Source organism: Hydrogenophaga crocea, assembly GCF_011388215.1.
Taxonomy (GTDB): Bacteria; Pseudomonadota; Gammaproteobacteria; order Burkholderiales; family Burkholderiaceae_C; genus Hydrogenophaga; species Hydrogenophaga crocea.
Genome location: NZ_CP049989.1, coordinates 3,130,245 through 3,151,529 on the forward strand (window position 1 = coordinate 3,130,245; position 21,285 = coordinate 3,151,529).

Consider the following 21,285-nt stretch of genomic DNA (forward strand, 5'->3'; position numbering starts at 1 on the left):
GGGGATCAGCCGTCGACGCCGTAGCGCGGCGCGCGGCGCTCGCGCAAGGATGCCACACCTTCACGCACGTCGGGCCCGGCAAAACCCATGAATTCCAGCGCGAGCGAGGTGTCGAAGCTCGGGCCCGCCTGGCGCAGCCAGTTGTTGAGCGAGTACTTGGTCCAGCGGATCGCGCTCGCGCTGCCGCCGGCCAGGCGGTCGGCCACCTCGTAGGCCTTGTCCAGCAGCTGGTCGTCGTCGACCACCAGCGACACCAGGCCGATGCGCTCGGCCTCTTCGCCGCTCACCGCGTCGCACAGCATCAGGTAGTACTTGGCCTTGGCCATGCCGCACAGCAGCGGCCACACGATGGCCGCGTGGTCGCCCGCGGCCACGCCCAGGCGCGTGTGGCCGTCGACGATCTTCGCGCTGCGCGCGGCAATCGAAATGTCGGCCAGCAGACCGGCCACCAGGCCCGCGCCCACGGCCGGGCCGTGCATGGCGCTCACGATGGGCTTGTCGCAGTTGATGACGTTGTAGACCAGGTCGCGTGCTTCCTTCCACACGCGCGAGCGCACCTCGAAGTCGGTCGCCATGTCCTGCACCAGGGCCAGGTCGCCGCCGCCCGAGAAGCCCATGCCGCTGCCGCGCAGCACGGCCGCGCGCACCGTGTCGTCGCGCCCCACGTCGCGCCAGATCTCGCTGAGCTCCCAGTGGCCCTCGTGGCCGGCCGTGGGCAGCTTGCCGTTGCCGCCGGGGCCATCGGCGCGCATGCGGATGTCGAGCACGCTGGGCGTGCCGTTGACCAGCGGTCCGCGGCGGGTGATCTCAAGCGTCTGGTAACGGCCGTAGTCCACGGTCTGGCTCATGCGGGGTCTCCTCGGGTGTTGATTCGGAACGCGGGCCATTGTGCTTGACCTGCGTCAAGCCGCGCCGCGCGCCGCGGCCTCACCATGCGGGCTCAGGAGGCCTCCATGAGCAAACCCGTTTCCGACACCTTCCGCCTGCAGCTGGTCACGCGCCGCGACGAGTTGCTCGCGCGCCTGCAAGGCCAGCGCGGCGGCGCGCGCAGCCGGGCCGAAGCGGCCTCGGACAAGCGCGAACGCGCCGACGATCGCGGCCTGGTGCGCGACGACGCCTTCGACCTCGGCGCCGAGCTCGGCGAACGTGAGACGGCCGAGCTGCAGGCCATCGAACGCGCACTGGAGCGCGTGCACGACGGCAGCTACGGCCTGTGCCTGCAATGCGGCGCGCCCATCCCGGCGGCCCGGCTGCACGCCCAGCCCACGGCCGAGCGCTGCGTGGCCTGCCAGGCGCAGGCCGAGTGAAGCGCCCGGGGCCTCAGGCCTTGGCGAGCGGGGCGATCTTCTGGTCGATCGCGCCGAACACGCTCTGGCCGTCCTTGCCCTTCATCTCGATGCGGATGGTGTCGCCGAACTTCATGAAGGCGGTCGAGGGCTTGCCGTCGAGGATGGTCTCGATCGCGCGCTTCTCGGCGATGCAGCTGTAGCCCTTGGGCCATTCCTGGCGGCCGTCGACCGTGACCGCCTTGTTGCTCACCGTGCCGCTGCCCACGATGGAGCCGGCGCGCACGTTGCGCGTCTTGCAGATGTGGGCGATGAGCTGGCCGAAGTGGAAGGTCATCTCCGGGCCGGCTTCGCACATGCCCACCTTGCGGCCGTTCCAGGTGCTCTGCAGCGTGAGGTGCACGCGACCGCCCTGCCAGGCATCGCCGAGCTCGTCGGGCGTGACCGCCACCGGACTGAAGGCCGTGGCCGGCTTGCTCTGGAAGAAGCCGAAGCCCTTGGCGAGTTCGGCCGGGATCAGGTTGCGCAGCGACACGTCGTTGGCCAGCATGATCAGGCGCACGCCTTCCAGGGCCTGCTCGGGCGTGGCGGTCATGGGCACGTCGCCCGTGATCACCGCGATCTCGGCCTCGAAGTCGATGCCGTAGTCCTCGCTCGGGCACACCACGTCGTCCTGCGGGCCGATGAAGTCGTCGCTGCCGCCCTGGTACATCAGCGGGTCTTCGTAGAAGCTGTGCGGCACCTCGGAGTTGCGCGCGGCACGCACCAGTTCCACGTGGTTGATGTAGGCCGAACCGTCGGCCCACTGGTAGGCGCGCGGCAGCGGCGCCATGCACATGGCCGGATCGAACGGGAAGGCATGGCGCGCCTTGCCCTGGTTCAGCGTGACGTACAGGTCCTGCAGCTGCGGGGCGATGAAGTTCCAGTCGTCGAGCGCGCGCTGCAGGGTGTTCGCGATGCCGGTCGCATAATGGGCCGTGCTCAGGTCGCGCGAGACCACCACCAGTTGTCCGTCGCGCGAGCCGTCCTTGTAGGTGGCGAGTTTCATGCCGTTCTCCTGCTGCCGTTGGGGGTGAAGTGTGCTGGGTGAAGCGCCGCCCCACCGAACCGGGGCTTCGTCACATAATTACGAATAGTGAAATTCGTTCACCTATGCGTAAGCGCGAGATTCTAGACCAAACCCCTGCCGACGACACCGACACTCCCGACGACACGGAGCCGCAGCGCGCGGGCATCCAGTCGGTCGAAGTGGGATTCGAGCTGCTCGAGGCCATGTCGCAGGCCCATGGTCCGCTGATGCTGCGCGACCTCGCGGCCGCCGCGAACATGAGCGCGGCCAAGGCCCACCGCTACCTCGTGAGCTTCCAGCGCCTCGGCCTGGTGGTGCAGGACCCGGTGAGCAACCGCTACGACCTGGGCCCGGCCGCGCTGCGCCTGGGCCTGGCCAGCCTGGCGCGCCTGGACGCCGTGAAGCTCGCGCGCGAACGCATCGACGGCCTGCTGCAGGACGTGGGCCACACGGTGGCGATCGCGGTCTGGGGCAACCAGGGCCCGACCATGGTGCACTGGGCCGAGGCCCCGCAGGTGATGCCGGTGACGCTGCGCCTGGGCGACGTGATGCCGCTGCTGAGTTCGGCCACGGGCCGCTGCTTCGCGGCCTTCATGGGCCGCGAAGGCCGCGACGCCAAGCGCCTGGCCGCCATGACCCGCGACGAACTCGCGCGGCTGAAAAAGCTGCCGCGCGGCGACGGCCTCACGGCCGAAGACCTGCCGCAGTCGCCCGCCGAGGTGCAAGCCCTGCTCGACGAGGTGCGCCGCCGCGGCGTGGCGCGCGTGGTGCACAGCCTGCTGCCCGGGGTGGGCGGCTTCTGCGCGCCGGTGTTCGACGCCCAGGGCCGGCTCGCGCTGGGCATGGTGGTGCTGGGCTGGGTGGCCACGCTCGACACCGCCTGGGACGGCGCGCCCGCGACCGCCCTGCTCAGAACCACCCGTCGGCTCAGCGCCGATCTCGGGCACCCGGGCAGCGGCCCGCGGTCCCACGCCACATGAGCCCCATGCGATCCGCCCGCCTGTTCCTCGCCGGCCTGGCCAGCGCGCTGCTGGCCAGCGCCGTGCTCGCCGCCCCCCCACAAGCGCCGCGCAGCAACCCGCCGCCCAGCACCCAGTTGCAGTACGACGTGCTCGGCCGCGCCAGCGGCTTCGACTACAGCGCCAAGGGCGTGCTCGACTGGCGCCTGAGCCCCCAGGGCTACGAAGCGCGCATGGAAATCAGCATGCCCCTGCTGGGCAGCCGCGTGCAGACCAGCAAGGGCAGCACCGGCCCCGAAGGCCTGCGGCCCGAACGCTTCGCCGACCAGCGCAAGAACAAGGAAAAGGCCGCGCAGTTCGAGCGCGAGGCGCAGCGCATCCGCTTCAGCAACAACGCGCCCGAGGCCGAGCTCATGCCTGGCGCCCAGGACCGCCTGAGCCTGTTCATGCAGCTTGCGGGCCTTATGCGCGCGCAGCCGCGCCAGGAAGGCGAGGTCATCGGCTTCCAGGTCGCCGGCACGGGCGACGCCGAGCCCTGGCGCTTCGAGGTCGGCCCGCTCGAAACCCTGGCGCTGCCGGCCGGCAACATCGAGGCCCGGCGCCTGCTGCGCGCGCCGCGCAAAGACCGGGACACCAAGGTCGAGGTCTGGCTCGCGCCGTCCCTGGGCCACCTGCCCGTGCGCTTGCGCGTCACCCAGCCCGATGGCGACATGGCCGACCAGAGGCTGGCGCGGCGGCCCTGAAGGCGAGGCCCTTGAAATAAGTCCCCATGGGGACCACATGCATCACGAAGCGGCTGCAACAACGGCTCCATTTGCCGATATAACGGCACACAGCGGCTTCTCGTGAAAGGAACAACACCCCATGAACATGCTCTACGACTCGGATGCTTTTGCGGTGGTCCACATCCAGGCCGACGCGCCCGCCAAGGGCGAGGTGGCCGTGGCCGACGGCCCGCAGATCCCGCGCCACGGTTTCGAGATCGTGGACAAGCGCTCGGGCAAGGAGGTCTACCTCGACGGGTCGTGGGCCGAACTGTTCCAGCAGCAGATCACCGAATGGCAGCGCAACAGCCCCTCGCAGGAAGAGGTGGAAACCACGCTCGAAGGCTACGCCTCCCTCGCGCAGAACCCTGTGGTCATGCACTGACCACCCCCTGCATCCCGCCCCAAAGCCCGGCCCGCGCCGGGCTTTTGCGTTTCAGGCCCGCGCGAAGCGCCAGCGGTACACCGGCTCGGCGAGCACCAGCACGGCCACCAGCCGGCACACCTGGAAGGCCGTGACCACCGGCACCCCGAGCTGCAGCACCTTGGCCGTGATGGCCATTTCGGCGATGCCCCCGGGCGCGGTGCCCAGCAGCATGGTCACCGGGTGCAGGCCGGTGAGCTGCGCCATGAGCCAGCCGAAGCCCGCGCACAGGCCCATCATCACGCAGGTGGCCAGCGCCACCGAGCCCAGCCAGCGCGGCGCCGTGTGCGCAAAAGCGGGCGTGAAGCGCACCCCCAGGCTCACGCCGATGAACAGCTGCGACAGCTCGGTGAGCGTGGCCGGCAGCGCCGACAGCTGCACGCCCGACAAGGTGATTGCCATGGTCGCCACGAGCGCGCCCATGAACCAGGGGTTGGCGCGGCCCAGGCGCTGCATCAGCAGCGCCCCCGCCAGCGTCAACAGGCCCAGCAGCGCCAGCCCGCCCGGCTGCACCACGCGGATCGCGGGCGGCAACGCATCGAGCCCGCGCACGCCCGCGGCCTGCAGGGCGAAAGGGATGGTCACGGTGACCAGCAGCACGCGCAGCGAATGGGCCGCGGCCACGAGGTCGGTGCGCGCGCCCTGGCGCTCGGCCAGCAGGGTCATCTCCGACGCGCCGCCGATCGCGCCCGCGAAATAGGTGGTGCTGAGCAACTGCTGCGGCGGCAGCCGCAACCGCGCCGCGTGCACCCGGCGCAGCCAGGCCGCCAGGCCCAGCCCCAGCATCAGGGCCCAGGCCACGCCCAGCACGATGGCCCACCACAGGCTGGCCACGAGCGCGCCCACCTCGGGCGTGAAGTACAGGCCCAGCGCCGCGCCGATCACCCACTGGCCGAGATTGCGCAAGGGCGCCCAGCTCTCGGTGCGGGCGCCGAACACCGACACCAGCCCCGTGCACAGCAGGGGGCCGATCATCCAGGGGATGGGGGTGCCGAGCCAGACGCACAGGCGGGCGGCGGCATAGGCGAGCAACAGGGTGAGGGCCGTGCGCGTCCAGGACGCCGGCCCGCGCAACATGAACAGGGAAGGCACGCGGGGGATATCTCGGGGCGGCGCCGACGGCCGCGGAACAGGGCCGTAGTATCGGCGCATGCCCATCCTCTCACCGCGACTGAGCTTGATCGCGGCGCTGGCCCTGCTCGCGGCCTGCGCGCACCGGCCACCGGCCGCGCCCTCGCTGGACGCGCTGCTCGCGCGCACGCAGCCCACGCCGCTGCTGCTGGTGGGCGAACAGCACGACGCGCCCGAGCACCAGGCGCTGCAGCGCGATCTGGTGCAGGCCCTGGCCGCGCGCAACCAGCTCGCGGCCGTGGTGATGGAAATGGCCGAGGCCGGCCGCGACACGCGCGGCCTGGCACGTGATGCCAGCGAGGCCGCGGTGCGCACCGCCCTGGGCTGGGACGAACAGCAGGGCTGGCCCTGGCCCACCTACGGACCGGTGGTGATGGCCGCGGTGCGCGCGGGCGTGCCGGTGGTGGGCGGCAACCTCCCGCGAAGCGACATGCGCGCGGCCATGGGCGATGCCGCGCTAGACCGCAGCGTGAGCGCCGCGGTGCTCGAACGCCAGCGCGAGGCCATCCGCAGCGGCCACTGCGACCTGCTGCCCGCGAGCCAGCTCGGGCCGATGGCGCGCATCCAGCTCGCACGCGACCGCTCGATGGCACAGGCGGCCACGGCGCGGCTGGAGCCGGGCCGCACGGTGCTGCTGATCGCGGGCAACGGCCACGTGCGCAGCGACCTGGGCGTGCCGCTGCACCTGCCGCCGGGGCAGGCGCACCGCGTGGTGGTGGCGCGTGCCGGCGGCGCCAGCGGCGCCGAGCCGGGGGCCACGGCCGACGCCTACTGGGACACGCCCGCGCTGCCCGAGCGCGACCACTGCGCCGAGCTGCGCGAGCGCTTCAAGCGCTGATCAGGCGGGCAGGCGCTTGATCGCGTCGGCCAGCACCGAGACCATGGTCTCGATGTGCTCGCGCTCGACGATGTAGGGCGGCGCGAACACCAGGTTGTCGCCCGCGTTGCGCACCAGCACCCCGCGGTGGAAGCAGTCGAGGAAGACGTCGAAGGCGCGCTTGCCCGGCAGGCCGGCCTGCGGCGCCAACTCGACCGCGCAGGCCAGGCCCAGGCTGCGGATGCCGACCACGTGCGGCAGGCCCTTGATGGCGCTGAACATGGCATCGCTGAGCACCTGGCCCATCTCGCCGGCGCGCGCGAACAGGTTCTCCTGCTGGAACAGCTCCAGCGTGGCGATGGCCGCCGCGCAGGCCACGGGGTGGCCCGAGTAGGTGTAGCCGTGGAAGAACTCGATCGCGTGGTCGGGCGCGCTGCCGTGCGCGCCCATCATAGCGTCGTAGATGCGCTGGCTGCAGACCACGCCGCCCAGGGGAATCACGCCGTTGGTGACGCACTTGGCGAAGTTGAGCATGTCGGGCTGCACGCCGTACCAGTCGGCGCCGAAGGCCGTGCCCAGGCGGCCGAAGCCGGTGATGACCTCGTCGAAGATCAGCAGGATGCCGTGCTTGTCGCAGATTTCGCGCAGGCGCTTGAGGTAGCCCTTGGGCGGCACGTACCAGCCCGCGCTGCCCGCCACCGGCTCGACGATGACCGCCGCCACGTTGCTCGGGTCGTGCAGCGGCAGGATGCGGTTCTCCAACTCGAGCAGGATGTCATCTTCCCACACCGGCTCCTGGTGCTGCACGAAGGCGTGCTTGACCGGGTCGTGGATGAAGCGCAGGTGGTCCACGCGCGGCAGCAGGCTGGTGCCGTAGACCTTGCGGTTGGCCGGAATGCCGCCCACCGACATGCCGCCGAAGCCCACGCCGTGGTAGCCGCGCTCGCGGCCGATGAACAGGTTGCGCTGGGCCTCGCCGCGCGCGCGGTGGTAGGCCAGGGCCACCTTCATCGAGGTGTCGGCCGCTTCCGAGCCCGAGTTGCAGAACAGCACCTTGTTGAGGTCGCCCGGGGCCATGGCCGCGATCATTTCGGCGGCGCGGAAGGCCTTGTCGTTGCTCACGCTGAACGCGGTGGCGTAGTCCAGGGTGTCGAGCTGGCGCTTGATCGCGTCGTTGATCGGCTTGCGGTTGTGGCCCGCGCCCACGCACCAGAGGCTGGAGATGCCGTCGATCACCTGGCGGCCATCGTGCGTGGTGAAGTGCATGCCGTCGGCCGCCACGAAGATGCGCGGGTCCTTGGCAAAGCTGCGGTTGGGCGTGAAGGGCAACCACTGGTTGTCCATCTTGAAGTCGTTGTAGGCCATGGCGGCACCTCCTCGGCAAGGTCAGCAAAACGGCCATTCTGGCACCGGCGCCGCGCGCACGAAGGCACCACTGCGGCCGCCGGCGTGAGGCCCACCACGGACGCCGCCCGAACAAGGCTGCGACAATCGCGCCGCCATGGAAAACACCTACGTCCTCACCCTCTCCTGTCCCGACCGCCCCGGCATCGTGCACGCCGTCTCCGGCTTCCTGTTCGAGCGCGGCGGCAACATCGAGGAAGCGGCCCAGTACAACGACCATGCCACCGGCCTGTTCTTCATGCGCGTGCAATTTGCTTGCACGCAACTGAGCCAGGCCGAGCTGCTGGAGCAGCTCACCGCCTTCGCCGCCCCTTTTCAAATGCAGATGGGCCTGCACCCGCTGGCCCAGCCCATGCGCACGGTGATCTTCGTGAGCAAGGAAGGCCACTGCCTCAACGACCTGCTGTTCCGCTGGAAGAGCGGCCTGCTGCCGCTGGACATCCGGGCCATCGTGAGCAACCACCGCGACTTCTACCAGCTAGCGGCCAGCTACAACGTGCCCTTCCACCACATCCCGGTCACGGCCGCCACCAAGCCCCAGGCCGAGGCGAAACAGCTCGAGATCATCCGCGGCGAAGGCGCCGAGCTGGTGGTGCTGGCGCGCTACATGCAGGTGCTGTCCAACGACCTGTGCCGCGAGCTCGCAGGCCGCGCGATCAACATCCACCACAGCTTCCTGCCCAGCTTCAAGGGCGCCAAGCCCTATTACCAGGCGCACGACCGCGGCGTGAAGCTGATCGGCGCCACCGCGCACTACGTGACGGCCGACCTCGACGAGGGCCCGATCATCGAGCAGGACGTGGCGCGCGTGGACCACACCGACACCGTGGAAGACCTCACCGCCCTGGGCCGCGACACCGAAAGCCAGGTGCTGGCGCGCGCCGTGAAGTGGCACGGCGAGCACCGCGTGCTGCTCAACGGCCACAAGACCGTGGTCTTCAAGTGACGCCGGGGCAGGCCGCATGATCCGCATCCCGCCGATCCAGTGCCTGCTCACCTTCGAGGCGCTGGCGCGGCTGCGCAGCGTCACGCAGACCGCCGACGAGCTCAACGTCACGCCCAGCGCGGTGAGCCACCGCATCCGCCAGCTCGAAGAGGTGCTGGGCACCAAGCTGTTCGGCCGCGCCGACTTCTCGCTCACCACCGAAGGCAGCGAGTACCTCGCGCACGTGCGCGAGGGCCTGAGCTCGCTGCAGCAGTTCCCGAGCCAGAAGGCCGCGCCCGGGCGGCGCAAGCTGCGCCTGGCCATCACGCCCACCTTCGCGCGCTCGGTGGTGCTGCCGCGGCTCAAGCAGTTCAGCGACACCTACCCCGAGATCGACCTCACGCTGCAGGTGAGCATCCCGCTGCTCGACGTGGTGGCCGAAGACGCCGACCTGATGGTGCGCTTCGGCACCGGCCGCTACGCCGATGTGGAACACCTGCTGCTGGCCAAGGACGAGGTCTCGCCCATGGCCTCGCCGGCTTTCGTGCGCGAGCACGGCCCCTTCGACACCCCGCAGGACCTTGAAGGCCTGCCCTTGCTGCGCAGTCCGCTGGAGCCCTGGCGCACCTGGTTCGCCGCCCACGACCTCGACTGGCCCGAGCCCGCCGAGGGCTCGCAGTTCAACGACATCGGCCTGATGTGCGACGCCGCCGCCGCCGGCATGGGCGTGGGCCTGCTGCGCTACAAACTCGCCGCGCCCTGGATCGACAGCGGCGCCCTGGTGCCGCTCTACCCACGCCGAGTGCCCAGCCCGCATGCCCACTACCTTTGCTGGCGCAGCGGCACCATGGAGCGCTGGGAATGCGCGGCCTTTGCGCGCTGGTTGCAACAGGCCATGGGGTAACACCCAGCCGCGCGACCCCCGCTTGCCACTACCATCCGCGGTAACAAAAGGTAGGAGGTGGGGGTATGCGTGAGGTGTTGGCGCGCTGCTGGCGCGCGGCCGCCTGGGGTGTGGCGGCCTTGGTGCTGACCGGATGCGCGGCCACGGGTCCCCGCTTCAGCGAAGTGCAGGGAAACTTTCCCTCCATCAAGCCCGGCCATGGCCGCGTGATGGTGTACCGCACGGGCGGCCTGGGGCCGGCGATCCAGCCCGACGTGCGCCTGGGCGGCGAGGTCGTGGGCCAGATGGTGCCCGAGGGCTTCTTCTTCGTCGACCGCCCCGCGGGGCGCCACACCGTGTCGGCACGCACCGAGGTGGAGAGCAGCGTGGACGTGGAGCTGGTCGACGGCGGCACGGTCTACGTCGAGGCCCTGATCACCCTGGGCCTGTTCGTGGGCCAGCCGCGCCTGAGCCTGCAAGGCGAAACCGTCGCCCGCGCCAAGCTCGCGGGCCTGGCCTACACCGGCGCCATTCCGCTGGTCGCGGGGCGGCCCGGCGGCACCGGCCAGGCGCCGCCCGCGGGCATCCCCAGCGGTCCGGGCGCCGCGCCCCGCACCGGCGGGCCCGTGACCCTGGACGATCTCAACGGCCTGCTGCCGCCCTCACGCTGAACGACATGCCCAAAGTGCTCACGACACGGATCCCTTGGCTGGTGCCGGCCCTGGCCGGCGCGCTGCTGGCGCCGGCCAGGGCCCAGCCCGTTCTCACGCCCGAAACCCTGTTCGAGCAGGTCTCGCCCAGCGTCTGGGTGGTGCGCACGCAGGACAGCGCGGGCAAGCCGCTGGCGCTGGGCAGCGCGGTCGTCATCGGCCCGGGCCGCCTCATCACCAACTGCCACGTGCTCGCGCGCGCCAAGACCGTCAGCGTCGCGCGTGAGAACGTGAGCTACGGCGCCACGCTCGAATTCCCCGACGCCGAGCGCGACCTGTGCCAGCTCAAGGTCGCCAACTTCAGCGCCCCGCCGGTGACCATCGCCCCGCCGGACAGCTGGCGCGTGGGCGCGCGGGTGTATGCCATCGGCAACCCGCGCGGGCTGGAGACCACCATCAGCGACGGCCTGCTTTCGGGCATCCGCCGCAGCGAACAGAACAGCTTCGAGGCGCTGCAGATCACCGTGCCCATTTCTTCGGGATCGAGCGGCGGCGGCCTGTTCGATGCGCGCGGCCGCCTCATCGGCATCACCACCTTCATGCTGCGCGACGCGCAGAACCTGAACTTCGCGCTGCCCGCGAACTGGATCGCCGAGGTGCCCGAGCGCGCCCAGGCCGCGCTGGCCAAGCGCCAGGCCCAGGCCAGCACGGCCGCGGCCCCGGGCGCAGCGGCCGCGGCCGCGCCCACGGGCGACCGCGTGTTCGAGTACCGGCTGCGCGACCGCCGCACCGGCGTGGCGCAGGCCATCGTGTACCGCCTGGACCGCGTGGACGGCGACCGCCTGGTCTTCAACCAGGGCAACCGCGTGGAGCGCACCGGGGGTGCGGTGCTCGAGAACAAGCAGCCCAGCGCCGGCGATTTCGATGCCGCCATGCCGCCGGGAGGCTGGGTGTCCGCGCCGCCCGAACCCGGGGCACGCTGGTCGCTGCGCTACACCAACCGGCAGCTCGATCGCACGCTGCAGCTCGAACTCACGGCCCGCACGGGCGAAACCTCGAGTTTCCAGGTGGCCGGGCGCGAACTGCAGATCGTGCGCGTGGGCTTCGACGGTTACGTGCAACGCAGCGCGACCTCGATGCCCACCTCAGGCACCTTCAAGGCCAACGCCTGGTACGCCCCCGAGATCGGCCGCGTGGTGCGCTTCGACGTGCGCAGCCGCGGCGGCAACGGCCTGGCGCAATTCGACATCGACGAGGTCGTCGAGCTGGTCGACATCCGCAGCGAATAAGCCCAGACCCCCATGTCCAGAACCTTCGCCACACCCCTGCTGCTGACCCTGGCCCTGCCCGCCCTGGCCCAGCCCGTTCTCACCCCCGAGACCTTGTTCGAGCAGGTCTCGCCCAGCGTCTGGGTCGTGCGCACGCAGGACAGCGCGGGCAAGCCGCTGGCGCTGGGCAGCGCGGTCGTCATCGGCCCGGGCCGGCTCATCACCAACTGCCACGTGCTCGTGCGTGCCAAGACCATCAGCGTCGCGCGCGAGAACGTGAGCTACGGCGCCACGCTCGAATTCCCCGACGCCGAGCGCGACCTGTGCCAGCTCAAGGTCGCCAACTTCAACGCGCCACCGGTGACCATCGCCCCGCCCGACAGCTGGCGCGTGGGCGCGCGGGTCTATGCCATCGGCAACCCGCGCGGTCTGGAGACCACCATCAGCGACGGCCTGCTCTCGGGCATCCGCCGCAGCCAGCAGAACAGCTTCGAGGCGCTGCAGATCACGGTGCCGATCTCGCCCGGCTCCAGCGGCGGCGGCCTGTTCGACGCCCAGGGCCGGCTCATCGGCATCACCACCTTCGTGCTGCGCGACGCGCAGAACCTGAACTTCGCACTGCCCGCGAACTGGATTGCCGAGGTGCCCGAGCGCGCCCAGGCCGCGCTGGCCAAGCGCCAGACGGCGGCCAGCACCGCTGCCGCACCGGCCGCAGCGCCCGTGGGCGACCGCGTGTTCGAGTACCGGCTGCGCGACCGCATGACCGGCAACGCCCAGAGCGTCGTGTACCGGCTCGAGCGCACCGAGGGCGACCAGCGCATCTTCAACCAGGGCGCGCGCGTGGAGCGCGAAGGCGGCGGCGTGGTGAGCAACCGGCTGGCCATCGGCGGCGAGTTCGACGCCGTGATGCCCCCGGGCGGCTGGGTCTCGGCCCGCCCCGAACCCGGCGCGGGCTGGGACGCTCGCTACGAGGTGCGGCGCAACGACCTCGTGGTGCGCATGGAGCTGCGCGCGCAGGTGGCCGACAGCAGCACGCTGCGCGTGGGCGCGCGCGACCTCGAGGTGGTGCGGGTGAACTTCAGCGGCTTCACGCACCGCATCACCGGGGGCCACATGGTCAACAGCTCGCCCTACGAGGCCTCGGTCTGGTACGCGCCCGCCATCGGCCGCGTGGTGCGCTTCGAGGCCCTGGCGCGTGGGCGCGCCGTGCAGGTCAACGAATCGCTCGAACTGGTCGACATCCGCAGCGACTGAGCGCGCGCGGCCAGGCCGCCGCGCCCGCCGCAGTTCACTCGATCGTCAGGCGCTGGCCCACCGCCGGGGCCTTCTTGGGCAGCGTCAGGTGCAGCACGCCGTTGTCGTACCGGGCGCGCGACGCGCTTTCGTCGATCTCTTCGGGCAACTGGAAGCTGCGCGCCACCGCGCCGTAGTAGCGCTCGCTGCGCAGCACGCGCTCGCCTTCGCGCTGGGCGTCCTGCTGCTTCACCTCGGCGCGCAGGGTGATCACGTTGCCTTCGATGGTCACGTGGATGTCTTCCTTGGACACGCCCGGCACCTCGGCATCGACGGTGTAGGCGTTGGCGGCCTCGCGCACATCAACCTTCATGCGTGCCGGCAGCGCGTCGCCGTGCAGCGGCTTGACGTAGAAGCCCGGCGCCACGTCCTTGAAGAAGTCGTCGAACAGGCTGCCGCGGGAGATGAGAGCGTTCATGGCTGGGTCCTCCAGATTCGGTTGCACAACAAGAGGGGCCGCGACCACCGCAGCACCCGGTGAGCGTCAACTGGCGTTGCCCCCGGGGCTTTTCAAGACCCCGGGCGGCCCCCGGCGACGGCCGCGGCTCACGGTTCGATGCAGGTTTTTTCAATGACCGTTCGGCGGCCGCGGCCTACACTGGCCGGCACGGAAGCCGCTCCATGAACGCCCCCACCCTGCCCCCGCACACCCACCACCTGCAACGCGCCGAACGCCAGGCCGACGTGGTGCGCGCGCTGCAGCCGCTGCTGCCGGCGCACGCCCTGCTCTGGCACGACGAGGACACCGTTCCCTACGAATGCGACGGCCTCACCGCCTACCGCGAACGCCCGCTGGTGGTGGCCCTGCCGGAGACCGAGACCCAGGTGGCCGCGGTGCTCAAGGCCTGCCACGCGCTGGACGTGCCCGTGGTGGCGCGCGGCGCTGGCACCGGCCTGTCGGGCGGCGCCATGCCGCACGCGCAGGGCGTGGTGCTGTCACTGGCCAAGTTCAACCGCATCGTGGCCATCGACGCCCGGGCGCGCACCGCCACCGTGCAGGCCGGCGTGCGCAACCTGGCCATCAGCGAGGCAGCCGCTCCTTTCGGCCTGTACTACGCGCCCGACCCGAGCAGCCAGATCGCCTGCACCATCGGCGGCAACGTGGCCGAGAACTCGGGCGGCGTGCACTGCCTGAAGTACGGACTCACCATCCACAACGTGCTGCAGGTGCGCGGCTACAGCATCGAGGGCGAGCCGCTGGTGTTCGGCGGTGAGGCGCTCGACGCGCCCGGGCTCGACCTGCTGCCGCTGGTGGTGGGCAGCGAGGGCATGCTGGCCGTGACCACCGAGGTGGTGGTGCGCCTGGTGCCCAAGCCCCAGCTCGCGCGCTGCATCATGGCCAGCTTCGACGACGTGCGCAAAGCCGGCGACGCCGTGGCCGCGGTGATCGCGGCCGGCATCATCCCGGCCGGCCTGGAGATGATGGACAAGCCCATGACGGCCGCGGTCGAGGACTTCGTGCACGCGGGCTACGACCTCGATGCCGAGGCCATCCTGTTGTGCGAGAGCGACGGCACACCCGAAGAGGTGGCCGAGGAGATCGGCCGCATGAGCGCGGTGCTGCGCGACCACGGCGCCACCGCGATCGCGGTCAGCCGCGACGAGGCCGAGCGGCTGCGCTTCTGGAGCGGCCGCAAGAACGCATTTCCGGCCAGCGGCCGCATCAGCCCCGACTACATGTGCATGGACTCGACCATCCCGCGCAAGCGGCTGGCCGACATCCTGCTCGCCATCCAGGGCATGGAGAAAACCTACGGCCTGCGCTGCGCCAACGTGTTCCATGCCGGCGACGGCAATCTGCACCCGCTGATCCTGTTCGACGCCAACGACCCCGACCAGCTGCAGCGCTGCGAGCGCTTCGGCGCCGACATCCTCGAAACCAGCGTGGCCATGGGCGGCACCGTCACCGGCGAACACGGCGTGGGCGTGGAAAAGCTCAACAGCATGTGCGTGCAGTTCAGCGCCGAGGAGAACGCGCAGATGTTTGCGGTGAAAGCGGCGTTTGACACCAAAGGCTTACTCAACCCCGGCAAGGTGATTCCCACCCTGCAGCGCTGCGCCGAGTACGGCCGCATGCTGGTGCGCGGCGGGCGGCTCGCACACCCCGAACTGCCCCGTTTCTGATCGGCATTTCGCTCGCCGGGGGGCACGGCACCTCGGGTACATTGCGGCAATGAGCGCCTCGCTGCCGCCTGGTCTGGAGCAGTTGGCCCGCCGCGAGGGCGAGGCCGGCGCGACCGAGCGCGAACGTGCGCTGATGCTCGAACTGCGCACCCTGCGCGCCGAGAACGCCTACCTCCGCCAGCGCTACGCGCGGCAACTGGGCGGCGAACCGCCGGCCAACGGCAGCGGCCCCGGCGCACCGCCCGGGGATCTGCCCCTGCCGCTCGAGCCCACGGGCGCGGGTGCGCCCGTGGCGCCCTTCGAGTACGAGGCCTTGTTCAACGCGCTCGGCAGCGTCTTTCCCATCGGCATCTTCCGCACCGACGAGGCCGGCCTGCTCACCCACGTGGACGCTCAGCTGCTGCAGATCTGCGGCATGCAGCGCGACGAGCTGCCCAACTTCGGCTGGCTCAAGAACGTGCACCCCGACGACGCCGAGCGCGTGCAGGCCCACTGGGTGCGCGTGATCTCGCGCGGCGAAGCGCTGAGCATCGAATTCCGCCTTCTGCGCGCGGGCGAGGTCCGCCACCTGATCGCGCGCAACGCGCCGCTGCGCGACGCGCAGGGCGCGCTCACCGGCCAGCTCGGCTTCGTGCAGGACATCACCACGCTGCGTGTGCTCGAAGCCGAGTCGCGCATCAAGGAAGAGCTCAACCGCCAGATCATCGCCAGCAGCCCCGACTGCACCAAGGTGCTCGATCTCGCGGGCCGCCTGGTGCAGATCACCGAACAGGGCCGCCGCCTGGTCGAGGTCGACGACTTCGAGCAGATCCGCCTGAGCGACTGGACCAGCTGGTGGCCCGAGGAAGGCGCCACGCTCGCGCGTGAGGCCGTGGCCGCGGCCGGCCGCGGCGAGAGCTCGCGCTTCGTGGCCTACGGCACCACCTTCAAGGGCACGCCCAAGTGGTGGGACACGGCCGTCACCCCGATCTCCGACAACCTCGGCGAGCCCGTGATGCTGCTCGTGATCTCGCGCGACATCACCGAGCAGCACCGCCAGCAGGAGGAGATCCGCCGCTTCAACGCCGAACTCGAAAAGCGCGTGCGCGAGCGCACCGACGAACTCGCCGACGCCAAGGAGCGCGTGAGCATGGCGCTCACCGAGGCGCAGTCGCTCTACAACGGCGCGCCCTGCGGCTACCACTCGCTCGACGCCAGCGGCACCTTCGTGCTCATGAACCGCACCGAGCTCGAATGGCTGGGCTACGAGCGGCACGAGGTGGTCGGCCAACTGCACCTGCGCGACGTGGTGCTGCCCGAGCAGCTCGATTTCGCGCTCGGCCGGCTGCGCGATCTGGTCATGGGCGGGAAGATCGAGCCCGCCGAGATGACCATGCGCCGCCGCGACGGCAGCAGCTTCGTGGCCCTGGTCAGCAGCACCGCGGTGCGCGACCAGAAGGGGCGCTTCGTGCGCACCAACAACACGCTGATCGACATCACGGCGCGCAAGCAGGCCGAAGAGGCGCTGGCCGTGCAGACCCGCTTCCTGCAGGCGGTGACCGACACCGTGCCGGTGCAGCTCGCCTACTTCGACCGCGATCTGGTGTGCCGGCTGGCCAACAAGAGCTACGCGCGCTGGCGCAGCGGCACGCCCGGCGAGGTCGTGGGGCTGCACCTGCGCGACATCGCGCAACCGCAGGATTACCAGGCGGCGCTCGAGCGGCTGCAGGCCGCGTTGCAGGGCGTGCCCCAGCGCTTCGAGGGTGAGCGCTCGTTCCCCGACGGCCACCGCTTCTACGCGAGCATCGAGTACACCCCTTTCGTGGTGAACGGCGAGGTACAGGGCATCATCATCCAGATGCTCGACATCACCGAGCGCAAGACCGCCGAAGACACCCAGCGCGAGCAACAGCGCTTCCTCGAACGCATCACCGACCAGGTGCCCGGGCTGATCGCCTACCTCGACGCCGGCCTGCACTTCCGCTTCGCCAACGCCGAGCACCAGCGCCTCTATGGCATGGACCCGCAGCAGATCCTGGGCCGGCACATCCGCGACTGCGTGCCACCCGGCGAATGGGCCGACATCGCACCGCACATGGTGCGCGCGCTGGCCGGATCGCCGCAGCACTTCGAGACCTGGCGCCAGACCGTCGACGGCCAGCCGATCTTCATCAGCGCCAACTACCTGCCCGACATGGACGCCGACGGCCGGGCGCGCGGGCTGTTCGTGCAGATCATCGACATCACCGAGCGCAAGCGCATCGAGGAGCGGGTGAGCCACCTCAACGAGGAGCTCGAGCTGCGCATCCAGGAGCGCTCGGCCGAGCTGCTCGAAAGCGAGCAGCGTTTCCGGCTCATGGTGGACAACCTGCGCGACTACTGCATCTTCTTCATGGATGCGAACGGTTTCATCACCGACTGGACCGACAGCGCACAGCGCATGGACGGTTATTCGCCCGTGCAGATGCTGGGCCGTCACTACGGCGTGCTGTTCGACCCGGGCGACCCCGAGGCCGGCAAGGTCGACGCCGAGCGCATGCTGCGTCTGGCGGCCTCGCGCGGCCAGCACGACGTGCAGGGTTGGCTCACCCGCAAGGACGGCTCGCGTTACTGGTCGCATTCGGTGCTGATCGCGCTGCGCGACCAGAAGGGCGACCTCAAGGGTTTCGCGAAGATCAACCGCGACATGACCGACGCCAAGCAGCTCGACGACCTGATGCACAACATCAACGACGAGCTCGAAAAGCGCGTGGTCGAGCGCACCGAGCAGCTGCTGGCGGCCAACCGCGACCTCGAATCCTTCTCGTACTCGGTGTCGCACGACCTGCGCTCACCGCTGCGCCACATCTCCAGCTTCGTGAGCCTGCTCGAAGAACACCTGGGCACCGAGCGCGACGAGACCACCACCCGCTACCTCGCCACCATCGGCAACTCGGCCCGCCACATGAGCCAGCTCATCGACGGGCTGCTGGCGTTCTCGCGCCTGGGCCGGGCGGCGGTCAACATCGCGCCGGTCGATTTCAACCACCTCGTGAGCGCCGTGGTGTCGCAGATCGCCCACGACACCGACGGGCGGGTGGTCGACTGGCACATCGCCCCCGACCTGCCCCTGGTGCACGGCGACGCGCTGCTGCTGCGCGAAGTCTGGGCCAACTTGCTGGGCAACGCCTTCAAGTACACGCGCCCGCGCGAGCGCGCCGTGATCGACGTGAGCTGGAACCTCGAACCGGTGCGCGGCTACGTGTTCTCGGTCCGTGACAACGGCGTGGGTTTCGATACAAAATATTCCCAGAAGCTTTTTGGCGTCTTTCAACGCCTGCACCGCGCTTCGGAATTCGAAGGAACAGGGATCGGACTCGCGCTCACACGGCGCATCATCGAGCGACACGGCGGCAGCGTGTGGGCGGAAAGCCGCCTGGGCGAAGGCAGCGTGTTCCACTTCTCGCTCCCGATAGATGGCCCTCGTTTGCCGGACACGACCGACTCCATGCCGGCCCCGCTCGAACCATGAACAAGAACGCCGATGCCATCCTCCTGGTCGAGGACAACCCCGACGACGCCGAGCTCACCAAGCTCGCGCTCTCCCGCCATGGCCTCGAGGGACGTGTCACCCACGTCTCCGACGGCATGCAGGCGCTCGACTACCTGTTCCGCCGCAACCAGTTCGCCAACCGCCCGGGCAGCCACCCGGTGCTGGTGTTGCTCGACCTGAAGATGCCCCTGCTCGACGGCATCGGCGTGCTCAAGGAAATCAAGAGCTCCGACCAACTGCACAACATCCCGGTGGTGGTGCTCACCTCGTCCACCGAACCGAGCGACCTGCTGCGCGCCTACGACGCCGGCACCAACGCCTACATCGCCAAACCCACCGAGTTCTCGCAGTTCCTGAGCGCCATGAAGCACGTCTGCGAGTTCTGGGTGAACATCAACCAGACCGCGCCGCCCATGGCCACGGCCGGCGTGCGCAACACCGGCTTCGGCGAGCTGCTCTGAGCCCTCACCAGGGGTCGACGTAACGCGCCGGCCCCGGGCGCAGCCGGGCACCGGCCAGGCCGCGCAGCAGCCAGTCGCGCGTGTCGGCGGGGTCGATCACGGCGTCGATCTCGAGTGTGGTGGCCATGGGAATCGCCGCGCCCTGTGCCACCTGGCGCGCCAGCAGTTCATCGAACAGCGCCTGCCGCTGCGGGCCCTCGGGCAGGGCCTCGAGCTCCTTGCGAAACCCCAGGCGCACCGCACCCTCCAGGCCCATGGCGCCGCATTCGGCGCTGGGCCAGGCCACGGTGAAACCCGGCGCGTGGAAACCGCCCCCGGTGAGCCCTATGGCCCCGAGACCGAAGGCCTTGCGCAGCAGCACGCTAAAAAACGGCACGCGCAGCGAAGCCGCGATCACGAACAGGCGGCTCACGTGGCGCACCTGTGCGCGCGATTCAGCCTCGGGCCCGACCATGAAGCCCGGCGTGTCGACCAGGCTCACGATCGGCAGGCCCCAGGCATCGCAGAGCTGCATGAAGCGCGCGAGCTTGTCGGCCGCGTCGGCGTCGACCGCGCCGCCCAGGTGCTGCGGGTTGCTGGCCACGAAACCCACGGCGCGCCCGCCCAGCCGCCCCAGGCCGGTGTGCACCGCCTGGCCGAAGCCCTCGCGCAGCCAGACCACGCTGCCCGCGTCGGCCAGGCCCAGCACCACCGGGCGGCTGTCGTAGCTGCGCACGCGGCTCTCGGGCAGGGCCTGGCGCAGGGCCAGCGGGTCGGGCGCCGGGTCGGCGGACGTGCTGCCCTGGAACAGCGCCAGACAGTGCTTCGCCCGCGCCACGGCCTCGGCCTCGTCGTCCACCAGGATGTCGATCACGCCGCTGGCCTGCTGCACCGCGGCCGGGCCGATGTCTTCGGGCCGGTGGCGGCCCAGGCCCGCGCCCTCGACCATGGCTGGTCCGCCCATGCCGATGTTGCTGCCGCGCGTGGCGATGATCAGGTCGCAGCAACCCAGCAGCGCCGCATTGCCCGCGAAGCAGCGCCCGGCCGCGATGCCCAGGGTGGGCACGCGGCCCGACAGGCGCGCCATGGCCGCGAAGGTGCCCACGTGCAGGCCGGCCACGATGGCCATGTCGGTGTCGCCCGGGCGCCCGCCGCCGCCTTCGGCGAACAGCACCACGGGCAGTTGCTGGTCGAGCGCGATGCCCAGCAGCCGGTCGGTCTTCTGGTGGTTGCGCATGCCCTGGGTGCCCGCCAGCACCGTGGCGTCGTAGGCCAGCACCGCGGTGCGCGCGCGCTGGTCGCCGAACAGCCCGCCGTTGACCGAGCCGATGCCCGCCACCAGGCCGTCGGCCGGCGTCTGGGCGATCAGCTCCGCCTCGCTGCGGCGCGCGGTCTGCGCCGCGATGGCGAGCGCGCCGTATTCGATGAAGCTGCCCGGGTCGCAGAGGTCCGCGACGTTCTCGCGCGCCGTGCGCAGGCCCTGGGCGTGGCGGCGCGCCACCGCCTCGGGCCGCGCCGCATCGGCCACGAAGGCCATGCGCTCGCGAAAGCGGCGCAGATCCTCGCGCTCGCCGGTCGGGGCAGCGGCCAGGGTGGGTGTGTCGGGTGGGGTCGGGCTGGGGGCCGGGGCGGCCGCGTCGAGCCGCCAGAGCGGGTCGCCGGTCTGCACCGTGTCACCGGGCTGCACCAGGCATTCGGCGAGCCGGCCGTCGCCCTCGGCGCGCAGCTCGTGCTCCATCTTCATCGCCTCGACCACCAGCAGCGGCTGGCCCTGGCGCACCGCCTCACCCGGCCGTGCGAGCCATTCGACGACCTGGGCCTGCAGGGGGGAGCGCAAGCGCGGCGCTCAGTAGATGTCGGAGTCGGCCCACTGCGACGAGGGGCCGAATTCGGGCTGCTTGGCCGGCATGTTGAGGTTGAGCACGAACACCACCTCGCCGCCGAAGCGGCCCACGCCCAGGCTCTTCATGAGCTGCTGCTCCTGCTCCGGGCGTTCCATGCGCAGGAAGCAGATGGCCTGCTTGGTGCCTTCGTGCATGGCGGTGAGGATGTCCAGACGCGTGATGCGGCCGAATTCGCTGCACAGCTGGTGCAAGGCGGATTTCAGGCTCGACACATCGCTGTGCTGCCTGAGTTCTGCGAGTGCGCTCACCTTGTCAACTCCGGTCGGGTCTGGATGGGTCGTTTGCATGCGGTTTCGCGAGTGTCGGGGGCCTGTGCGAAACCACGATGACGTTGCCTGGGCATCGTAGACGAGTCGCTACAGGAAGTCACAAGTATGTTACAAAAATCCGCCACACCCGGGCTCGGCGTGCCGCAGTTCACGCCCGGCACCCC

At 70.5% G+C, this 21,285-nt stretch carries 19 protein-coding genes and 1 pseudogene; 13 read left to right on the forward strand and 7 right to left on the reverse strand.

Going from position 1 to position 21,285, the window contains the following annotated elements; all coding sequences use genetic code 11:
- Positions 1-5: 5 nt before the first annotated feature.
- A complete protein-coding gene (locus tag G9Q37_RS14700) occupies positions 6-848 on the reverse strand; it encodes an enoyl-CoA hydratase/isomerase family protein (protein ID WP_205710655.1) in 843 nt (280 codons plus the stop codon).
- A 105-nt stretch (positions 849-953) separates the two neighbouring features.
- On the opposite strand from G9Q37_RS14700, the gene G9Q37_RS14705 reads away from it, so the two are divergent.
- Positions 954-1,307 (forward strand): TraR/DksA family transcriptional regulator, encoded by a 354-nt coding sequence (locus G9Q37_RS14705; RefSeq protein ID WP_166228261.1) that lies wholly within the window; start codon positions 954-956, stop codon positions 1,305-1,307.
- Between the two features lie 13 nt (positions 1,308-1,320).
- Here the strand turns inward: G9Q37_RS14705 and G9Q37_RS14710 are convergent, their stop codons facing one another.
- Positions 1,321-2,334, reverse strand: a complete 1,014-nt coding sequence (locus G9Q37_RS14710; protein ID WP_166228263.1) for a fumarylacetoacetate hydrolase family protein — start codon at positions 2,332-2,334, stop codon at positions 1,321-1,323.
- Between the two features lie 104 nt (positions 2,335-2,438).
- Here G9Q37_RS14710 and G9Q37_RS14715 point away from each other — a divergent pair, with 104 nt between their 5' ends.
- The 3 genes from G9Q37_RS14715 to G9Q37_RS14725 all read left to right on the forward strand — a co-directional run bounded on the left by G9Q37_RS14715 (position 2,439) and on the right by G9Q37_RS14725 (position 4,463).
- On the forward strand, positions 2,439-3,335 hold the full coding sequence (locus tag G9Q37_RS14715; RefSeq protein ID WP_166228265.1) for an IclR family transcriptional regulator: 897 nt from the start codon (positions 2,439-2,441) through the stop codon (positions 3,333-3,335).
- 5 nt (positions 3,336-3,340) lie between these two features.
- The gene (locus G9Q37_RS14720; protein WP_166228267.1) at positions 3,341-4,057 is read left to right on the forward strand and encodes a DUF3108 domain-containing protein; all 717 of its coding nucleotides are present in this window, start codon (positions 3,341-3,343) and stop codon (positions 4,055-4,057) included.
- Positions 4,058-4,178: 121 nt separating this feature from the next.
- Complete coding sequence (locus G9Q37_RS14725) at positions 4,179-4,463, forward strand: BTH_I0359 family protein (protein WP_166228269.1); 285 nt, start codon at positions 4,179-4,181, stop codon at positions 4,461-4,463.
- 51 nt (positions 4,464-4,514) lie between these two features.
- Here the strand turns inward: G9Q37_RS14725 and G9Q37_RS14730 are convergent, their stop codons facing one another.
- A complete protein-coding gene (locus tag G9Q37_RS14730) occupies positions 4,515-5,579 on the reverse strand; it encodes an AbrB family transcriptional regulator (protein WP_166231341.1) in 1,065 nt (354 codons plus the stop codon).
- A gap of 73 nt (positions 5,580-5,652) precedes the next feature.
- Between G9Q37_RS14730 and G9Q37_RS14735 the strand changes: the two genes are divergently transcribed.
- On the forward strand, positions 5,653-6,471 hold the full coding sequence (locus G9Q37_RS14735; RefSeq protein ID WP_166228271.1) for a ChaN family lipoprotein: 819 nt from the start codon (positions 5,653-5,655) through the stop codon (positions 6,469-6,471).
- Here the strand turns inward: G9Q37_RS14735 and aptA are convergent, their stop codons facing one another.
- A complete protein-coding gene (gene aptA / locus G9Q37_RS14740) occupies positions 6,472-7,815 on the reverse strand; it encodes an omega-aminotransferase AptA (protein WP_166228273.1) in 1,344 nt (447 codons plus the stop codon). It abuts the gene before it with no gap.
- 136 nt (positions 7,816-7,951) lie between these two features.
- On the opposite strand from aptA, the gene purU reads away from it, so the two are divergent.
- The 5 genes from purU to G9Q37_RS14765 all read left to right on the forward strand — a co-directional run bounded on the left by purU (position 7,952) and on the right by G9Q37_RS14765 (position 12,834).
- Positions 7,952-8,800, forward strand: coding sequence for a formyltetrahydrofolate deformylase (purU, locus tag G9Q37_RS14745; protein WP_166228274.1), 849 nt, complete (start codon positions 7,952-7,954; stop codon positions 8,798-8,800).
- Positions 8,801-8,816: 16 nt separating this feature from the next.
- On the forward strand, positions 8,817-9,683 hold the full coding sequence (locus G9Q37_RS14750; protein ID WP_166228276.1) for a LysR substrate-binding domain-containing protein: 867 nt from the start codon (positions 8,817-8,819) through the stop codon (positions 9,681-9,683).
- 65 nt (positions 9,684-9,748) lie between these two features.
- On the forward strand, positions 9,749-10,333 hold the full coding sequence (locus tag G9Q37_RS14755) for a hypothetical protein (RefSeq protein WP_166228278.1): 585 nt from the start codon (positions 9,749-9,751) through the stop codon (positions 10,331-10,333).
- A 5-nt stretch (positions 10,334-10,338) separates the two neighbouring features.
- Entirely contained in the window at positions 10,339-11,601 is a 1,263-nt protein-coding gene (locus G9Q37_RS14760; RefSeq protein ID WP_166228280.1) for a S1C family serine protease, read from the forward strand.
- Between the two features lie 12 nt (positions 11,602-11,613).
- Entirely contained in the window at positions 11,614-12,834 is a 1,221-nt protein-coding gene (locus G9Q37_RS14765) for a S1C family serine protease (RefSeq protein WP_166228282.1), read from the forward strand.
- A 34-nt stretch (positions 12,835-12,868) separates the two neighbouring features.
- Here G9Q37_RS14765 and G9Q37_RS14770 read toward each other — a convergent pair whose 3' ends face one another.
- Positions 12,869-13,291, reverse strand: coding sequence for an Hsp20/alpha crystallin family protein (locus G9Q37_RS14770; RefSeq protein ID WP_166228283.1), 423 nt, complete (start codon positions 13,289-13,291; stop codon positions 12,869-12,871).
- 203 nt (positions 13,292-13,494) lie between these two features.
- On the opposite strand from G9Q37_RS14770, the gene G9Q37_RS14775 reads away from it, so the two are divergent.
- Genes G9Q37_RS14775 through G9Q37_RS14785 form a run of 3 tightly spaced genes read left to right on the forward strand, consistent with a single transcriptional unit; the run spans position 13,495 to position 18,969 of the window.
- Positions 13,495-14,997 (forward strand): FAD-linked oxidase C-terminal domain-containing protein, encoded by a 1,503-nt coding sequence (locus G9Q37_RS14775; protein WP_166228285.1) that lies wholly within the window; start codon positions 13,495-13,497, stop codon positions 14,995-14,997.
- Between the two features lie 49 nt (positions 14,998-15,046).
- Positions 15,047-18,487 (forward strand): PAS domain S-box protein, encoded by a 3,441-nt coding sequence (locus tag G9Q37_RS14780; protein WP_166228287.1) that lies wholly within the window; start codon positions 15,047-15,049, stop codon positions 18,485-18,487.
- The gene (locus G9Q37_RS14785; protein ID WP_166228289.1) at positions 18,484-18,969 is read left to right on the forward strand and encodes a response regulator; all 486 of its coding nucleotides are present in this window, start codon (positions 18,484-18,486) and stop codon (positions 18,967-18,969) included. Before G9Q37_RS14780 ends, G9Q37_RS14785 begins: the two co-directional genes overlap by 4 nt.
- Positions 18,970-18,973: 4 nt before the next feature.
- On the opposite strand, the pseudogene G9Q37_RS14790 reads toward G9Q37_RS14785, so the two are convergent.
- Positions 18,974-20,785 (reverse strand): annotated as a pseudogene (locus tag G9Q37_RS14790) (carboxyl transferase domain-containing protein); the annotation flags it as partial.
- Between the two features lie 9 nt (positions 20,786-20,794).
- Positions 20,795-21,100: an RNA recognition motif domain-containing protein gene (locus G9Q37_RS14795; RefSeq protein ID WP_240936401.1), complete on the reverse strand. Its 306-nt coding sequence runs from the start codon at positions 21,098-21,100 to the stop codon at positions 20,795-20,797.
- Positions 21,101-21,285: the final 185 nt, after the last annotated feature.

Coding starts and splice junctions, on each gene's coding strand:
- G9Q37_RS14730 (WP_166231341.1), bottom strand. CDS start 5,579: ATGTTGCGCGGGCCGGCGTCCTGGACGCGCACGGCCCTCACCCTGTTG.
- G9Q37_RS14725 (WP_166228269.1), top strand. CDS start 4,179: ATGAACATGCTCTACGACTCGGATGCTTTTGCGGTGGTCCACATCCAG.
- G9Q37_RS14760 (WP_166228280.1), top strand. CDS start 10,339: ATGCCCAAAGTGCTCACGACACGGATCCCTTGGCTGGTGCCGGCCCTG.
- G9Q37_RS14735 (WP_166228271.1), top strand. CDS start 5,653: ATGCCCATCCTCTCACCGCGACTGAGCTTGATCGCGGCGCTGGCCCTG.
- G9Q37_RS14785 (WP_166228289.1), top strand. CDS start 18,484: ATGAACAAGAACGCCGATGCCATCCTCCTGGTCGAGGACAACCCCGAC.
- G9Q37_RS14705 (WP_166228261.1), top strand. CDS start 954: ATGAGCAAACCCGTTTCCGACACCTTCCGCCTGCAGCTGGTCACGCGC.
- G9Q37_RS14700 (WP_205710655.1), bottom strand. CDS start 848: ATGAGCCAGACCGTGGACTACGGCCGTTACCAGACGCTTGAGATCACC.
- G9Q37_RS14710 (WP_166228263.1), bottom strand. CDS start 2,334: ATGAAACTCGCCACCTACAAGGACGGCTCGCGCGACGGACAACTGGTG.
- G9Q37_RS14775 (WP_166228285.1), top strand. CDS start 13,495: ATGAACGCCCCCACCCTGCCCCCGCACACCCACCACCTGCAACGCGCC.
- G9Q37_RS14770 (WP_166228283.1), bottom strand. CDS start 13,291: ATGAACGCTCTCATCTCCCGCGGCAGCCTGTTCGACGACTTCTTCAAG.
- G9Q37_RS14715 (WP_166228265.1), top strand. CDS start 2,439: ATGCGTAAGCGCGAGATTCTAGACCAAACCCCTGCCGACGACACCGAC.
- G9Q37_RS14755 (WP_166228278.1), top strand. CDS start 9,749: ATGCGTGAGGTGTTGGCGCGCTGCTGGCGCGCGGCCGCCTGGGGTGTG.
- purU (WP_166228274.1), top strand. CDS start 7,952: ATGGAAAACACCTACGTCCTCACCCTCTCCTGTCCCGACCGCCCCGGC.
- aptA (WP_166228273.1), bottom strand. CDS start 7,815: ATGGCCTACAACGACTTCAAGATGGACAACCAGTGGTTGCCCTTCACG.
- G9Q37_RS14750 (WP_166228276.1), top strand. CDS start 8,817: ATGATCCGCATCCCGCCGATCCAGTGCCTGCTCACCTTCGAGGCGCTG.
- G9Q37_RS14765 (WP_166228282.1), top strand. CDS start 11,614: ATGTCCAGAACCTTCGCCACACCCCTGCTGCTGACCCTGGCCCTGCCC.
- G9Q37_RS14720 (WP_166228267.1), top strand. CDS start 3,341: ATGCGATCCGCCCGCCTGTTCCTCGCCGGCCTGGCCAGCGCGCTGCTG.
- G9Q37_RS14780 (WP_166228287.1), top strand. CDS start 15,047: ATGAGCGCCTCGCTGCCGCCTGGTCTGGAGCAGTTGGCCCGCCGCGAG.